This window comes from Legionella shakespearei DSM 23087 (assembly GCF_000373765.1).
Classification (GTDB): Bacteria; Pseudomonadota; Gammaproteobacteria; order Legionellales; family Legionellaceae; genus Legionella; species Legionella shakespearei.
The window spans coordinates 25,799-40,198 of sequence record NZ_KB892382.1 but is presented as its reverse complement, the minus strand read 5'-3'; the positions used below and the strand labels follow the sequence as shown (position 1 = coordinate 40,198).

The window sequence follows — 14,400 nt, the reverse complement described above, 5'->3', positions numbered from 1 at the left end:
ATTATCCACCTATCCGTGCAGGTACTTGTCGAGAAGTTTCAAAACGACTGTAAAAGGGCATTAAAATAAAATAGGCAAAATAAACTACCGTACCAATTCGTGCCAAAATAAGTTTGGCCGGCGTCACAGGTGCCGTTCCCAGGTATCCCAAAAGCAGTACACTTAACACAAACAAGGTCAGGCTCATGCGCGAAAGTATTCCCTTGTAACGCATGGACCGTACCTTGCTTTTATCCAGCCAGGGCACAAAGAACAGTAATACGATAGCGGCCTGCATACAAAAAATTCCAAACAGCTTATCAGGAATAGCCCGTAAAATGGCATAGAATGGAGCCATATACCATACGGGGGCAATGTGGTCGGGGGTTACCATAGGATTGGCTGGAGCAAAATTAGCATGCTCAAGGAAATAGCCTCCCATTTCGGGAGCAAAAAATGCAACAGCAAAAAATAGGATCATAAAGACAATAATCCCCATAAAATCCTTCACCGAATAATAAGGATGCAAAGGGATGCCATCGACTGGCTTGCCGTGGGAGTCCACATTATGTTTAATTTCAATTCCTTCCGGATTGTTTGATCCTACTTTGTGTAAGGCAACTATATGTAAGAACACCAGAAAAATCATAAGAATAGGAATTCCAACCACATGTAAGGCAAAAAAACGCTGCAGGGTGGCATTCGCTACGGAATAATCTCCTCTCAACCATACGGCCAGACTTTTACCGATGTAAGGTACTGCCCCAAAGAGGGAAGTAATGACTTCTGCACCCCAGTAGGACATTTGCCCCCAAGGCAACAGGTAGCCAAAAAATGCTTCTGCCATTAAGAGCAAATAGAGAAACATACCAAGTAGCCACACTAATTCACGAGGTTTTTGATAGGAGCCGTATAACAGTCCCCGAAACATATGAAGGTAGATAACAATAAAAAATGCAGATGCCCCGGTTGAATGCATATAACGCAATAACCAGCCAAAGTTAATATCTCGCATAATGTATTCGACAGAAGAAAATGCTTGCTCAGCGCTTGGCGTATAGAACATAGTGAGCCATATGCCTGTAACGAGCTGATTCAACAACATCACCAAGGCTATTGACCCAAAAAAGTAGTAGAAATTTAGATTTTTGGGTGCATAGTAATTACTGAAATGATCGCGCCAGGTATTTATAAGCGGAAAGCGCGCATCCAACCAATTTACCAATCCATTCATGTTGTATCCTTTATTGTGCATCCTCGCCGATCACGATGGTCTGTTCATTAAGAAAGTGATACGGTGGTACTTCCAGGTTTATAGGTGCAGGCACGCCTTTAAAGACTCTGCCCGAAAGATCAAAGGTTGACCCATGGCAAGGGCAAAAAAATCCACCCGGCCAGTCAGGACCTAATTCCTGCAGACTGGGCTTATATTTGGGAGAGCAACCCAAATGGGTGCAAATGCCTATTAATACTAAATATTCCGGATTGATTGAGCGATGAAGATTTTGGGCATACGCGGGTTGTTGATCCGTCAAAGAATCAGGGTCACGTAACAAAGACGAATTGGCACTTAAATGATCAAGCATCTCTTTGGTACGCCGGATAATCCATACGGGTTTCCCTCGCCATTCAACAATGGCCTGTTCTCCGGGTTGCATTCTGCTTAAATCCACTTGAACAGGAGCACCAGCCGCCTGAGCTTTAGCACTAGGCAACCAGGATGAAACCAAAGGGGTCAAGGCACAGGCTGCACCTATTCCACCTAAAACACAAGTGCCCGTTAATAAAAACCGACGTCGTTCTTCATCTATTGAATCGCTTTGCTTCCCTTCTACATCCGGTTCAGTAATGTCACTCACAGTTATGTAATCCTGATTTATGCCAAAGATACTGCCTATAGTTATAACAAAGAAATGAGTATTTTCAAATGGATATCTGAAAGGACTTATGAAAAACTCTATTTATAAACGTAATCCTCAACAAAAATCTACGTCGTCCTGAGCGCGTCTTTTGGCGCGAAGGATCTCCCCATATTGGCACCATGCCGGTTTCAGGAGATCCTTCGCGCCAAAAGACGCGCTCAGGACGACGTGAATTCGGAGGGAAGTTGTTCCGGAATAGCACAGTGCGTAGCACTAAATCATGCTCTGTGCCGCAACAAAAATTCCGCTTCCTCACGGTCGCGGCTCGGTTTCCGGTGCACGATGAAGTAGATACGAACGCACGAAAACCGAGCCGCGACCGTCAGGAAGCGGAACAGTTATACTGGCAGGGACAGTGTTTTTGCCCTGATGCCTTAGCACCCTCGGACAAGACGAGGAGATAAATAAAAAACCCCGCAGTGCGGGGTTTTATAAACGAATAATTTAAATAATAAACTATTAACGTTTTGAGTACTGAGTAGCACGACGTGCTTTGTGCAGACCCACTTTCTTTCTTTCCACACGACGAGAGTCACGAGTCAACAGGCTGCGAGCACGTAACTTTCTACGGAATGAATTAGGATTAGGTTCAGCATCTTTAGCCAATCCAGCTTCATCATAAGCGACTAAAGCTCTGGCAATACCTAAACGAACTGCACCAGCCTGACCAGAAACACCACCACCAGCTACTGTGATGTAAATATCAAACTTATTAAGAACTTCTACAGTCTCTAAAGGTTGCATTACAACCATACAAGCTGTTTCACGGCAGAAATACTCTTTCAAAGTACGGTTATTTACTGTGATCGTACCTTTACCTGGACGTAAAAACACACGAGCTGTTGAACTTTTTCTACGGCCAGTGCCATAGTATTGCTTCATTTCAGCCATAATACTTATTCCTCAATCTCTAGTTGCTTGGGTTGCTGCGCAGTATGTGGATGCTCGCTACCAACATATACTTTCAGCTTACGGTACATCTCTCTGCCCAATGGGTTTTTTGGTAGCATGCCTTTTACAGCAAGTTCGATAATTTTTACAGGATTTCTACCCTGCATTTTTTCGAAAGTAACTGATTTGATACCACCTGGAAAACCAGTGTGATGATGATACATCTTGTTTTTGAACTTACGGCCAGTCACAGTGACTTTTTCCGCGTTAGTAACAATGATGTAATCTCCAGTATCAACATGGGGTGTATACTCAGCTTTATGTTTGCCACGTAAACGACGTGCAATCTCAGTAGCTAAGCGACCCAAAACTTTATCGCTGGCATCGACCACTAACCAGTCACGTTTGACTTCATGGCCTTTGGCACTAATTGTCTTCATTAATTAACTCCGAACCGCCTAAATTGGTAATCTTTCTATCATGGACGGGCGATTTTAACCAAAACAGAAACATCCTACAAGTAAAAAGGATAAAAATTTATTAACAATTAATTAAATCCATCTAAAAAAAGCACATTCTGCAATGAAACAGACACTTTCAACTGTTTTGAGGCGTAATCCCCAATTGATTGAAAGGCTACACTAAATACAGAATATTTTCCATTATTGTAACGAAAATTCTCAATACTTCGAGAAAAACCCGAGCCGCTACATCACATACACGTCGTCCTGAGCGCGTCTTTTTGCGCGAAGGATCTCCTGCAAGCGGCATGGTGCCAATCCTTCGCGCAAAAAGACGCGCTCAGGACGACGGAGCTTCGGAGTTTGTAGCCTGTATTAGCGAAGCGTAATACAGGATCGATATGGCACTTTCCCGTATTACGCTTCGCTAATACGGGCTACGAAATCCGCACCACACCCTACTCTCTATCGATTAACAGTTCCTCTACAGGTTCACCTGCAATGAGGTGCCCCTCAATGATTTGATCGATATCAGCGAAAGAAGAGTAAGCGTACCATACTCCTTCCGGATAGATCACAATACAAGGACCAGAACTGCAACGGCCAAGACAGCCCGATTTACTGACCCGAATCTTTCCAGGGCCATGTAATTCAAGTTCTAACAATTTGGATTTCATGTAATCAAAAAATTCTTCACCACCAGAATTGGCGCAACAGGTTTTGCCGCCCGGTTTCTGATTGGTGCATAATAAAACGTGCTTGTTATAATAATTCAACGAACTACTTTCCTATTGCTTCAATTTTAGTTTTTAATTTTAAACCAGGCTTGAAGGTTACCACCCTTCTGGCAACTACGGGTATTTCTTCACCAGTTTTCGGGTTTCGCCCTGGGCGTTGTGGTTTATCCCTTAAAGTAAAATTACCAAAACCGGATAATTTCACATGCTGACCATGCTCAAGCGCATGACGCAGCTCTTCAAAAAAATTCTCGACCATTTCCTTAGCCACAGGCTTCGCGAGTTTTAAGTCATCACACAAAGTTTCTGCCATTATTGCTTTGCTCAGTGCATTCACGATTATTCCCTCAATATGATTGAAAATTCATTTTCCAGTGTTTTGATTATAGCACTAATTAACAAATTGATCTCAGAATCAACCAATGTTCGACTGCTATCTTGCAAAGTCATCGCAACAGCCAGACTTTTCTTACCTTCGGGAATACCTTTACCCACATAAACATCGAATACATCAAAAGCCTTCAGCCAGTTGTCCTGAACCGCAGATTTTACTGCTGCTTCAATCTGTCTGGCTGTTATTTTTTTATCAACCAGAAAGGATAAATCCCTTCTTATTTGCGGATATTTGGAAATGGTTTTATATAAAGGTGATACAGGATTAATTAATGAGTGCAGATTTAATTCAAACAACAATACATCCTGATGCAAATCAAGTGCCGCTGACAGTCGAGGATGAAGAGTCCCCATCCATCCGACATGTTCACCATTAATGATTATTTCTGCTGATTGTCCGGGATGGAGTGCATCATGAACAGCTGGCTTAAATTCCACGTTGCCGAGCTTTAACATTGAAAACAGTGACTGCAAATCACCTTTCAAATCATAAAAATCAAAAAATCTCGTGCTTTCATTCCAGCTTAAGCCACCTTGTTCTCCCATGAGCAAACCGGCAATACAGGGACGCTCACTTAACTGCTGTTGCTGCACATCAAAAACCACACCTGTTTCAAAAAACTTAATCGCATTTTGTTGGCGATGGACGTTATAAATCATTGACGCAATCAAACCTGGCCACATCCCAATCCGCATTTGTGATAATTCAGATGAGATAGGATTAAGCAATTGCATAAACTCTTTACGCGGATAAAGTTCTTCCTGTAATTCAGGATCAACAAAACTGTAACTAATGGTTTCGTGATAACCTTTAGCCCTGAACCAGATAGCCAGTTGCGTTGCAATGTGTTCATTAGCACTGGCACAACCCGCCTGAACTTCTGTATTCATGGGCTGGGCAGTTAAATTATCATATCCATAAAGGCGAATAATTTCCTCTACCAAATCGACATCCTGCTGAATATCAAAGCGATGTGAAGGAACCTGTACATCAAAACAGTTATTCTCTTCCCGGGAAATAGTGATTCCCAGGCCTTCCAGCAAAGTTCTCATTTCAGCGAGAGAAATGGTAAGGCCGGTTAACTTTTTAACTTTATTGGTATCAAAGCGAAACGCAATTTTACCTGGCAAATGCTTCATGTCACAGGCTTCGATTACAGGACCTGCTTCTCCGCCAACAATGGACAGGATTAATGAAGTAGCCCGCTCCAGTGCTTTCATTTGTAAATAAGGATCCACACCCCGCTCATAGCGTTGTGAGGAATCACTGAATAAACCATAGCTTCTGGCCACACCTGCAATAACGATGGGATTGAAAAAAGCACTTTCCAGAAAGACATCTCGAGTATGTGCCTGGACAGCACTTGCAGCGCCCCCCATGATTCCAGCCATAGCCAAGGGTTTTTCCTCATCTGCTATCACCAGCACTTTTTCGCTTAAAGTAACATTCTGGCCATCGAGTAGTTCCAAATGCTCTGTATTAGTGCTAAAACGAACGTTGATATCACCCTTTAACGTAGCCAAGTCGAATGCGTGCATCGGTTGGCCTAATTCCAGCATGACATAATTCATAACATCGACTACCGGGTGCAGCACTCTTATCCCGCTGCGGCGTAAACGCTCGCTCATCCATAAAGGAGTTGTGGCCTCCGGATTAATATTGCGGATAACCCGTCCGCAGTAGCGTGAACAGGCTTCAGGATTTTTTAAGTTAATTGCCAGAACATCATCTATTACAGGAGTAACGGTCGCAACAAGTTGCTCGAGAAGCGGTAATTGATTCAGTACAGCAACCTCTCTTGCTATCCCCAGAACACTAAAACAATCAGCACGGTTAGGTGTTAAATCAACATCCAGTACATGATCATTTAAAGTAAGGTATTCGCGTATATCCATACCTACTGGAGCATCTTGTTCCAACTCCATGATTCCTTCTGAATGCTCAGCCAGGCCAAGCTCGGTGACAGAACACAGCATGCCCTGTGATAATTCGCCACGCAATCTGGATTCTTTAATCTGCAAACCACCGGGTAATTGAGCGCCAATCATAGCCAGAGCAACTTTTAATCCTGCACGTACGTTTGCAGCACCGCAGACTATTTTTAATGGTTTGTCAGTGTTGGCATTCACTTCACATAAAGTTAATTTGTCTGCGTCAGGGTGTGGTTTGGTACTGAGTACCTCTGCCACCACTACATGAGTAAATTCGCCGGCAACCGGGCTGACTGCGTCTACTTCAAGACCCGCCATAGTCAATTGATCTGCTAACTTTTGTTCAGTTAATGTGAAGTTAACCCATTCACGTAACCATAACTTACTTAATTTCATCTATAGTCCTTAAAACTGACTTAAAAAAGTTAAATCATTTTCAAACATCATTCGTAAATCATCTATTCCGTAATAGAGCATTGCAAGTCTGTCCATACCCATGCCAAAAGCCCAGCCCTGATATTCATCAGGGGATATGTTCACCGCTTTCAACACGTTTGGATGCACCATGCCACAACCCAAGACCTCAAGCCATCCGGTAAATTTACAGGAACGGCATCCCTTACCACTGCATTGAGTACATTCAATATCAACCTCAGCTGATGGTTCGGTAAAAGGGAAATAGGAAGGCCTGAATCTTAATGCCAGTTCACGGCCAAAGAAGTGAGCGAAAAAGTCTTGCAGCAAACCCTTTAAGCCCGCCAGAGTTGCCTGTTTATCGATCAATAAGCCTTCAACCTGATGAAACATGGGGGTATGGGTCACATCTGAATCACAACGATACACTCGGCCTGGTGCGATAAGGCGAAAGGGCGGTTTGCGTTGTTCCATTGTGCGGATTTGCACGGGTGATGTGTGTGTTCTGAGCAGGCGTCCGTCACCAAAATAGAAGGTATCATGCATGGCGCGGGCAGGATGATGCCCGGGAATATTCAATGCTTCAAAATTATAAAAATCAGTTTCAATCTCAGGACCATCGACGATGTCAAAACCCAGACGACTGAAAAATTCGTTAATACGATGCTTTACCTGCGTTACAGGATGCAGAGAGCCAGACGCTTTATAGCGGCCGGAAAGGGTCACATCAATTTGCTCAGCAGATAATTTTTCTGCCAGTTGCTTTTCTTTTAACTCCAGCATCTTGGTTTCAATCAGAGTACTGATGTCTCGTTTGGCCAGATTGACCAATTGCCCCACTTTGGGTTTTTCTTCAGCAGATAAATGAGCCAAGCCCTTCAAAATGTCGGTCAGTTTGCCCTTTTTACCTAAAAAATCTACGCGAATTAATTCAAGGGCAGCTACGTCTTGCGCCTTGCTGATTGCGTCAGCGGCTTGTTCTTGTATGGTGATTATATCCTGCATAGTGATACCCACAAGTAAAAAGGAGGCCTGAGCCTCCTCTATAATTTATTTTGCAGTCCATTTTCATGACTGCATCAGGGTTTTCTCAAAGTGTAACTATAAATCCAGTTACCTATTGATAAACCCATCTATCAGTTACATCAGTGACCTAACCAGCTAAAGCCGCTTTAGCTTTCTCAGCTATGGCAGCAAAAGCTACTTTGTCATGAATTGCCATGTCAGCTAATATTTTTCTATCCAGTTCAATTGATGCTTTTTTCAAGCCATCAATCAAACGGCTATATGACATACCGCATTCACGAGCTTGTGCGTTAATTCGAACGATCCATAAAGCACGGAATTGTCTTTTCTTCTGACGTCTATCACGATAAGCGTATTGGCCAGCTTTGATTACAGCTTGCTTGGCTACACGATAGGTCCGGCTTCTGGCACCGTAGTAACCTTTAGCTTGATCTAATATTTTCTTATGACGCGCTTTCGCGGTCACACCACGTTTAACTCTTGGCATCTTTCATTCTCCCCTTAACTACCGTGCAACATACGCTCTGCCAAACGCGCATCGCATGGCTTCAAAGTACTGGCACCTACGCGTAAATGACGTTTTTGCTTAGTAGACTTCTTGGTGAGGATATGATTCCTGTAAGCGCCGCGACGTTTGATCGCACCACTTGCTGTCTTGCGGAAGCGTTTAGCTGCTCCGCGATGTGATTTTAACTTCGGCATAACAATATACTCCGCATTTGTTACTTAGTTTTTTTGGGTGATAATACCATCAGTAATTGTCTTCCTTCACGTTTAGCATGCTGTTCTACAACCGCAAATTCGGCTGTGTCCAGTTGTATACGCTCAAGAATTTTCATACCGAGTTCTTGATGAGCCATTTCACGGCCACGAAAACGCAGTGTGATTTTGACCTTATCACCATGATTGAGGAAACGGATCAGGTTGCGTAGCTTGACCTGATAATCTCCATCTTCCGTCGTAGGACGGAATTTCAGTTCCTTGACCTGAATTTGCTTTTGCTTTTTCTTTGCTTCAGCTTGTTTTTTACTCAGTTCAAAGAGAAACTTACCATAATCCATGATGCGACATACAGGAGGTTTTGCTGTTGGTGATATTTCAACCAAATCCAAACCACCTTCTTCCGCAGCCCTCAGGGCTTCTCGTGTTGATACAATTCCTGCCTGGTTACCATCGACATCAATTAAGCGTACCTCAGGTACAGTGATCTGTTCATTAATTCTTGCGCGATCATTTTCACGCTTAGTCGGTGCACTAATGGTCAATTCTCCAGTTGGTTATTTTAAAGGGATCCTTTCCGGGCAATTTCCTGCGCCAAGGTATCACAAATTGCATCAATTGTCATTACGCCCAGATCTACTCCTTCACGCGAACGCACGGAGACCTGGCCATTTTCTACTTCCTTATCACCTATAACCAGCAGATAAGGAACTTTTTGTAACGTATGCTCACGAATTTTAAAGCCAATCTTCTCATTTCTCAAGTCAAAATGTGCACGAATACCTCTTTTTTGCAAAATTTTACTTACTTTTTCCGCATATTCGTTCTGTTTTTCACTAATAGTCAAGACAGCCGCCTGTACCGGAGACAACCATAAAGGTAATTTGCCAGCATAATGCTCGATTAAAATACCCATAAATCGTTCAAAGGATCCTAAAATCGCCCTGTGCAGCATGACAGGTATTTGTTTGCTGCCATCTTCTGCTACATAACTGGCTTCAAGACGAGAAGGCATGGAAAAATCAACCTGAATAGTACCGCATTGCCATATTCTGCCCAAACAATCAGATAAAGAGCATTCAATTTTAGGACCATAGAAAGCTCCTTCACCAGGAGCATCAATCCACTCTATATTCCGTCCCTTCATGGCCAGCTTTAAAGCACCTTCGGCTTTGTCCCAGACTTCATCGGAGCCAACTCTCTTTTCAGGACGCAGTGCCAAACGGTATTTTATTTCGCTAAAACCAAAGTCGGCATACACTGATTGCACCAACTCCAGCATCATATCCACTTCCGACTGAATTTGATTTTCGGTACAAAAAATATGAGCATCATCCTGAACCATATTGCGCACACGCATCAAGCCATGCAACGATCCAGAAGGTTCACAACGATGGCAATTGCCAAATTCGGACAATCTTAAAGGAAGATCCCTGTAACTTTTTAATCCCTGATTATACACCTGAACGTGGCAGGGGCAGTTCATTGGTTTTACAGCATAATGGCGGTTGTCAGTTTCAGTAACAAACATTTCATCTCTGAAATTTGCCCAGTGACCGGATTTTTCCCATAAGACTTTGTCTACCAATTGAGGCGTTTTAATTTCCTGATAGCCAAAATCTGCAAGACGGGCGCGCATGTAACGCTCCAGCTCCTGGTAAATAACCCAACCATTGGGGTGCCAGAACACCATTCCGGGCGCAATGTCCTGGAAGTGAAACAGATCCAGAGCCTTGCCTAATTTACGATGATCCCGCTTTTCAGCTTCTTCCATACGGAATAAATAGTCAGCCAGCGATTTTTTATCCGCCCAGGCTGTTCCATAAACACGCTGCAGCATTTCATTATTAGAATCGCCACGCCAGTAAGCCCCGGCTAATTTGGTCAGTTTAAATGCTTTTAAAAATCCGGTTGAAGGGACATGAGGGCCACGGCATAAATCTTCAAAGTCGCCTTGTTTGTAAAGGGACAATACTTCACCGGCAGGGATATCAGCAATAATTTTTGCTTTATATTCTTCACCTATGCTTTTGAAATATTTGATTGCTTCATCACGAGGCAGCTCTCTACGGGAGACGGGGTGATTGGCTTTAGCCAGCTCATACATTTTTGCCTCGATCGCTACCAAATCTTCAGGAGTAAATGGTCGTCCAAAAGCAAAGTCATAATAAAAACCATCGTCAATGACCGGGCCTATTGTTACTTGTGCTGTTGGAAAAAGGGTTTTTACAGCCTGTGCCAGCAAATGCGCTGTTGAATGTCGAATAACCTCCAGGCTCTCTTCCTGTTTTTCGGTGATGATGACCAGTGAGCAATCTGTTTCAAGAAGAAAAGAGGTGTCGACCATACGGCCATCAACACGTCCGGCCAAAGCAGCTTTTGCCAATCCTGGACTAATATGATGTGCTACATCATAAATAGTTAAAGGAGCTTCAAAATGTTTCACACTTCCATCAGGTAATTTAATGTTTGGCATAGTTCTATCCGTTTGCTGTACGTCCGGTATTTCATCTCAAAAAAAAACCCTGCATGGCAGGGTTAAACCTAAAATTCGATGCAGAGACTGAATCTGTTGATCTTTCTACTATATAGGGTGAAATGTCAAGAGAAATGAGTCTACTATGCTATTTAGAATGAATCATGGTAGGCACGAGTGGGATCGAACCACCGACCACCACCATGTCAAGGTGGTGCTCTACCACTGAGCTACGTGCCTAGAATTCGACCTGTATTCAAATTGGCTTGAATTATATAATGAAAGATTATTAGAAAGCAAATCATTTAGCATCTAATAAAGAAAGGCTTGAATGAGGGGGATCATTCAAGCCAGATTGTGCGAGGTTAACCGCTATGGTTTAACCACTTCCATCAATTGGACTGTTTGTGTGATAGCGGTTCCATCGCGTATCACTGCTTCCTTGTTGGACTGAGAAACGTTTCCGTTGTTTCGATGCGCATTATAATCTTTTGATTTCCTTTGTCAACAATTAATTTCCAAAAGAAACTTAAAGTTTCGTTATGTTTGTAAATTTGCAGGTTCAGTTGCCCTTTGTTACACTCTAGACAGTTTAAAATCATCAGGATTGCATCCAATGGAAAAAGTTAACTTAACAAAACAGTTTGCTTACCGTTTGCGTGATGCAATGATAGCGGCCGGATTTAACTCTCAACGTTCTACATCCGGTGTCTGCATTCATAAGTTAGCGGAAATAACTGGTTATTCGGTGCAAATCTGTCGCAAGTATCTTCGTGGTGAAGCCATACCAGAACCGGTTAAATTGGTAGAAATTGCAGCGAAACTTCATGTTTCTCCTGGTTGGCTTTTATTTGGGGATGCGCACAATGATCAGGGTCATTCGACAGATAAATTAACAATAAGCAGAAATTTGCTCCACTATATTTTCACAAGGGCAGCATGTCTATATAATGGCAACTTAACGGAAACAGAAGTGCCTGATTTTTTAATGGACTTGATCAATGACGTCAGTCTCATCAATGCCAACGAAGAACAGTCAAAGAAAATTATTGATCTGGCTTTATCTTCAGTGAAGCATTTTAGCCATCCGCATGGAACGTAAATAAGAACTACTCATGGAAAATAGCCGTAATTGTTTAGTGCTCCACCCGCAAATGCTGGAAGTACTTTTTGCTCATAAAAGCAAAGTGTCAAATGTATTCAGGGACATACTGGGAATTCATGAAATAAATCATATTTCCATAACTCGCATCAATAAGAATAATGAACTGTTGGTTTTGTCCTCTACTCCAGCCCTGGAATTTAATTTATTTAATGGATCTTTGTGGCATTACGATCAGTCTTATAGCCCCCGTTGGTTTCATCTTAAAGCTCAGGCTTACTGGCAGACTTTATATTCCCAGACACGCTACGATGAATTGTATTATCTGAAACAGATTAAGCATGGGTTACCTCTAGGTATATCCCTTGCCGCTCAAATAGACGATGCTTTTGTCATTTATTCACTAGCCAGCCAGAAGAATTGCGCCTCTACCCGCGAACTGTTTGCAACCCGACAGGAAGACTTTTACAAAATAGGTCAATATTGTTCCAATATGCTCAGTTCTATTTTTAATTCCTATGATTCTTCTGCATCAAACCCTTTATCCAGACAGGCACACTATGAAACATCAAAATAAAGTAATATCAGGCGGATTAATGGGTAATATTGTAGAAGCTTATGATATGTCCATTTGTTATTTTTTATCTTCTGAATTATCTCGCGTACTTCTTGGGGATACCAAAGGCAAACCGACAGTCATGCTGTCCTTGATTTTTATTGCTTATCTGGCAAAACCCATAGGTGCTTTCGTTCTGGGGTTGCTCTCTGATTTATATGGCCGTAAAAATGTTCTAATGGCATCGATACTGATCATGGGAGCGTCTACGGCATTAATAGGTGTTATTCCAGCTTATGAACATATTGGCTTATATGCAGTGGGATTATTGCTGGCCTTACGCATTATCCAAAGCATGGCTCTTGGCTCAGAATTTTTAAATTCCTCGTCACTGCTGGTAGAAAGTGGTGATACCAGTCAACGAGGATTTCGAGGGTGTTGGTCCTCTGTGGGGGTCAAGGCAGGTTATCTGCTTGCCTGCCTGGTTGCAGAAGGCTTTCATCATTATGCAAAAATCCATCCTGAATACTCCGACCTCTGGCGCATTCCCTTTTTATTCGCATTGCTCACTACATTGATTGGCTTTTACATTCGGGCAAAAATGCCGGAAAGCCTGGCTTATATTGTTTACTATGCCAACAGGGAAAAACCCACCACTCGCAGCATATACAAGCAATCGCTTACTTTTGTAAAAAAGCATCCGTTTATGTTTTATTTTGCTTTTTTTTCAGTATTCCTATCCGTTACAACAGGTTTCTTTTTTTATCTTTATATTCCACTTCACGCAATACAATATGCACACATCCCTCGATCACTCATCATGACATCTAATATTTTTTCCCTGGCTTTTGTCACCTTGCTTATTCCCTTTTTTGGCTGGTTATCTGACAAGCAGGATCGCTTAAAAATGTTAACGTTTGCAAGTTCTGGTCTCTTGATCATGGCCTATCCCTTTATGCACATAATCAACTATGGAAATGTCTGGTATTTCATTTTAATGCAATTAATTATCTCCATCCCATGCGCCTGTTATTACAGCGTGTCTACAGTATTGCTTACTGAATTATTTCCGCTGCAAATTCGCTGCACTGCGTTATCTATCGTCTATTCCATTGCCGCGAGTCTTGCTGCAGGGCTGCCTCCCTTGCTGTCGGATTATCTGGCTCGTAAAACCCATATGCCAAGCTCACCAAGCTGCATTATCATTGTTTTATCTACTGTAGTCCTGCTGAATATCAGGTTTCTGGCTCAGCGATATAGAAATGGCAGAAACAATTACAACATCAGTATGCTGGAAACAGAAAAGCCCGTTTTTTCCGTGCAGTACAGAAAGCCGGCGGAAATTTGAACATCAGAACCCGGATTCAGGACCTCGCTGCCATTAAGTTAACGTGAGTTTCGGATAAGAAGCTTGTTTTATCCAGTCGTTACTTCGATGCCGTTCGGGCTGAGGCTCAGAAGAAGCAAACGGCACGGTTCAGTCCCCTCGCCCGCGCTAGAAATTCATGTATAGAACTGTAGTTGAACGCGGGAGAGGGTTAGGGAGAGGGCCAATATCGGTCTTAACCCTCTCCCCAGCCCTCTCCCGCGATAAAAATATGATTATTAATATAATTCCTTTCGCGGGCGAGGGAGCCAGACCCTGCCACATTTTAAGTTTCGAGCCTTAGCCCGACGGCTATGCTTCCTCAGCCCGAACGGCATCGAAGTAACGACTGGATAAAACAAGCTTCTTATCCGAAATTCACGTTAAGTTAAGGAGTGGAGTAGCGCTTAACTTAATAGCAGTGA

The 14,400-nt window shown here is 42.8% G+C and carries 15 protein-coding genes and 1 tRNA gene; 3 read left to right on the top strand and 13 right to left on the bottom strand.

Features of this window, described 5'->3' with window-relative positions:
- Window position 1 precedes the first annotated feature (1 nt).
- From B094_RS0101300 to B094_RS0101245, 13 genes are all read right to left on the bottom strand, one after another.
- On the bottom strand, window positions 2–1,213 hold the full coding sequence (locus tag B094_RS0101300; protein ID WP_018575978.1) for a cytochrome b: 1,212 nt from the start codon (window positions 1,211–1,213) through the stop codon (window positions 2–4).
- Between the two features lie 10 nt (window positions 1,214–1,223).
- Window positions 1,224–1,838 carry a ubiquinol-cytochrome c reductase iron-sulfur subunit gene (petA, locus tag B094_RS0101295; protein ID WP_018575977.1) on the bottom strand — a complete coding sequence of 205 codons (615 nt, stop codon included), beginning with the start codon at window positions 1,836–1,838 and terminating at the stop codon, window positions 1,224–1,226.
- Between the two features lie 522 nt (window positions 1,839–2,360).
- Entirely contained in the window at window positions 2,361–2,792 is a 432-nt protein-coding gene (gene rpsI, locus B094_RS0101290) for a 30S ribosomal protein S9 (RefSeq protein WP_018575976.1), read from the bottom strand.
- A 5-nt stretch (window positions 2,793–2,797) separates the two neighbouring features.
- Window positions 2,798–3,232 (bottom strand): 50S ribosomal protein L13, encoded by a 435-nt coding sequence (gene rplM / locus B094_RS0101285; RefSeq protein ID WP_018575975.1) that lies wholly within the window; start codon window positions 3,230–3,232, stop codon window positions 2,798–2,800.
- 479 nt (window positions 3,233–3,711) lie between these two features.
- Window positions 3,712–4,029, bottom strand: coding sequence for a (2Fe-2S) ferredoxin domain-containing protein (locus B094_RS0101280; protein ID WP_018575974.1), 318 nt, complete (start codon window positions 4,027–4,029; stop codon window positions 3,712–3,714).
- A 4-nt stretch (window positions 4,030–4,033) separates the two neighbouring features.
- Entirely contained in the window at window positions 4,034–4,327 is a 294-nt protein-coding gene (locus B094_RS0101275) for an integration host factor subunit alpha (protein WP_018575973.1), read from the bottom strand.
- Between the two features lie 2 nt (window positions 4,328–4,329).
- Window positions 4,330–6,711 carry a phenylalanine--tRNA ligase subunit beta gene (gene pheT, locus B094_RS0101270; protein ID WP_018575972.1) on the bottom strand — a complete coding sequence of 794 codons (2,382 nt, stop codon included), beginning with the start codon at window positions 6,709–6,711 and terminating at the stop codon, window positions 4,330–4,332.
- A 9-nt stretch (window positions 6,712–6,720) separates the two neighbouring features.
- Window positions 6,721–7,734 carry a phenylalanine--tRNA ligase subunit alpha gene (gene pheS / locus B094_RS0101265; RefSeq protein WP_018575971.1) on the bottom strand — a complete coding sequence of 338 codons (1,014 nt, stop codon included), beginning with the start codon at window positions 7,732–7,734 and terminating at the stop codon, window positions 6,721–6,723.
- Between the two features lie 148 nt (window positions 7,735–7,882).
- Entirely contained in the window at window positions 7,883–8,242 is a 360-nt protein-coding gene (gene rplT / locus B094_RS0101260; protein WP_018575970.1) for a 50S ribosomal protein L20, read from the bottom strand.
- Between the two features lie 14 nt (window positions 8,243–8,256).
- A complete protein-coding gene (gene rpmI, locus B094_RS16670; protein WP_035889291.1) occupies window positions 8,257–8,457 on the bottom strand; it encodes a 50S ribosomal protein L35 in 201 nt (66 codons plus the stop codon).
- Between the two features lie 20 nt (window positions 8,458–8,477).
- Window positions 8,478–9,014 (bottom strand): translation initiation factor IF-3, encoded by a 537-nt coding sequence (gene infC, locus B094_RS15495; protein ID WP_040523978.1) that lies wholly within the window; start codon window positions 9,012–9,014, stop codon window positions 8,478–8,480.
- Window positions 9,015–9,037: 23 nt separating this feature from the next.
- Complete coding sequence (thrS, locus tag B094_RS0101250; RefSeq protein WP_018575968.1) at window positions 9,038–10,951, bottom strand: threonine--tRNA ligase; 1,914 nt, start codon at window positions 10,949–10,951, stop codon at window positions 9,038–9,040.
- 165 nt (window positions 10,952–11,116) lie between these two features.
- A tRNA-Val gene (locus tag B094_RS0101245) sits at window positions 11,117–11,191 on the bottom strand.
- Window positions 11,192–11,567: 376 nt separating this feature from the next.
- Between B094_RS0101245 and B094_RS0101235 the strand changes: the two genes are divergently transcribed.
- The 3 genes from B094_RS0101235 to B094_RS15490 are packed head-to-tail and all read left to right on the top strand — an operon-like array spanning window position 11,568 to window position 13,957.
- A complete protein-coding gene (locus B094_RS0101235; protein ID WP_018575966.1) occupies window positions 11,568–12,053 on the top strand; it encodes a helix-turn-helix domain-containing protein in 486 nt (161 codons plus the stop codon).
- Between the two features lie 13 nt (window positions 12,054–12,066).
- A complete protein-coding gene (locus B094_RS0101230; RefSeq protein ID WP_026253821.1) occupies window positions 12,067–12,630 on the top strand; it encodes a hypothetical protein in 564 nt (187 codons plus the stop codon).
- Window positions 12,614–13,957 (top strand): MFS transporter, encoded by a 1,344-nt coding sequence (locus B094_RS15490; protein ID WP_018575964.1) that lies wholly within the window; start codon window positions 12,614–12,616, stop codon window positions 13,955–13,957. The genes B094_RS0101230 and B094_RS15490 overlap by 17 nt, the downstream gene beginning before the upstream one ends.
- Window positions 13,958–14,400 lie beyond the last annotated feature (443 nt).

What these genes read in the sequence shown, in the direction of transcription:
- B094_RS0101300 (WP_018575978.1), bottom strand. Translation starts at nt 1,213, where the DNA reads ATGAATGGATTGGTAAATTGGTTGGATGCGCGCTTTCCGCTTATAAAT.
- rpsI (WP_018575976.1), bottom strand. Translation starts at nt 2,792, where the DNA reads ATGGCTGAAATGAAGCAATACTATGGCACTGGCCGTAGAAAAAGTTCA.
- rplM (WP_018575975.1), bottom strand. Translation starts at nt 3,232, where the DNA reads ATGAAGACAATTAGTGCCAAAGGCCATGAAGTCAAACGTGACTGGTTA.
- pheT (WP_018575972.1), bottom strand. Translation starts at nt 6,711, where the DNA reads ATGAAATTAAGTAAGTTATGGTTACGTGAATGGGTTAACTTCACATTA.
- pheS (WP_018575971.1), bottom strand. Translation starts at nt 7,734, where the DNA reads ATGCAGGATATAATCACCATACAAGAACAAGCCGCTGACGCAATCAGC.
- rplT (WP_018575970.1), bottom strand. Translation starts at nt 8,242, where the DNA reads ATGCCAAGAGTTAAACGTGGTGTGACCGCGAAAGCGCGTCATAAGAAA.
- rpmI (WP_035889291.1), bottom strand. Translation starts at nt 8,457, where the DNA reads ATGCCGAAGTTAAAATCACATCGCGGAGCAGCTAAACGCTTCCGCAAG.
- thrS (WP_018575968.1), bottom strand. Translation starts at nt 10,951, where the DNA reads ATGCCAAACATTAAATTACCTGATGGAAGTGTGAAACATTTTGAAGCT.
- B094_RS0101235 (WP_018575966.1), top strand. Translation starts at nt 11,568, where the DNA reads ATGGAAAAAGTTAACTTAACAAAACAGTTTGCTTACCGTTTGCGTGAT.
- B094_RS0101230 (WP_026253821.1), top strand. Translation starts at nt 12,067, where the DNA reads ATGGAAAATAGCCGTAATTGTTTAGTGCTCCACCCGCAAATGCTGGAA.
- B094_RS15490 (WP_018575964.1), top strand. Translation starts at nt 12,614, where the DNA reads ATGAAACATCAAAATAAAGTAATATCAGGCGGATTAATGGGTAATATT.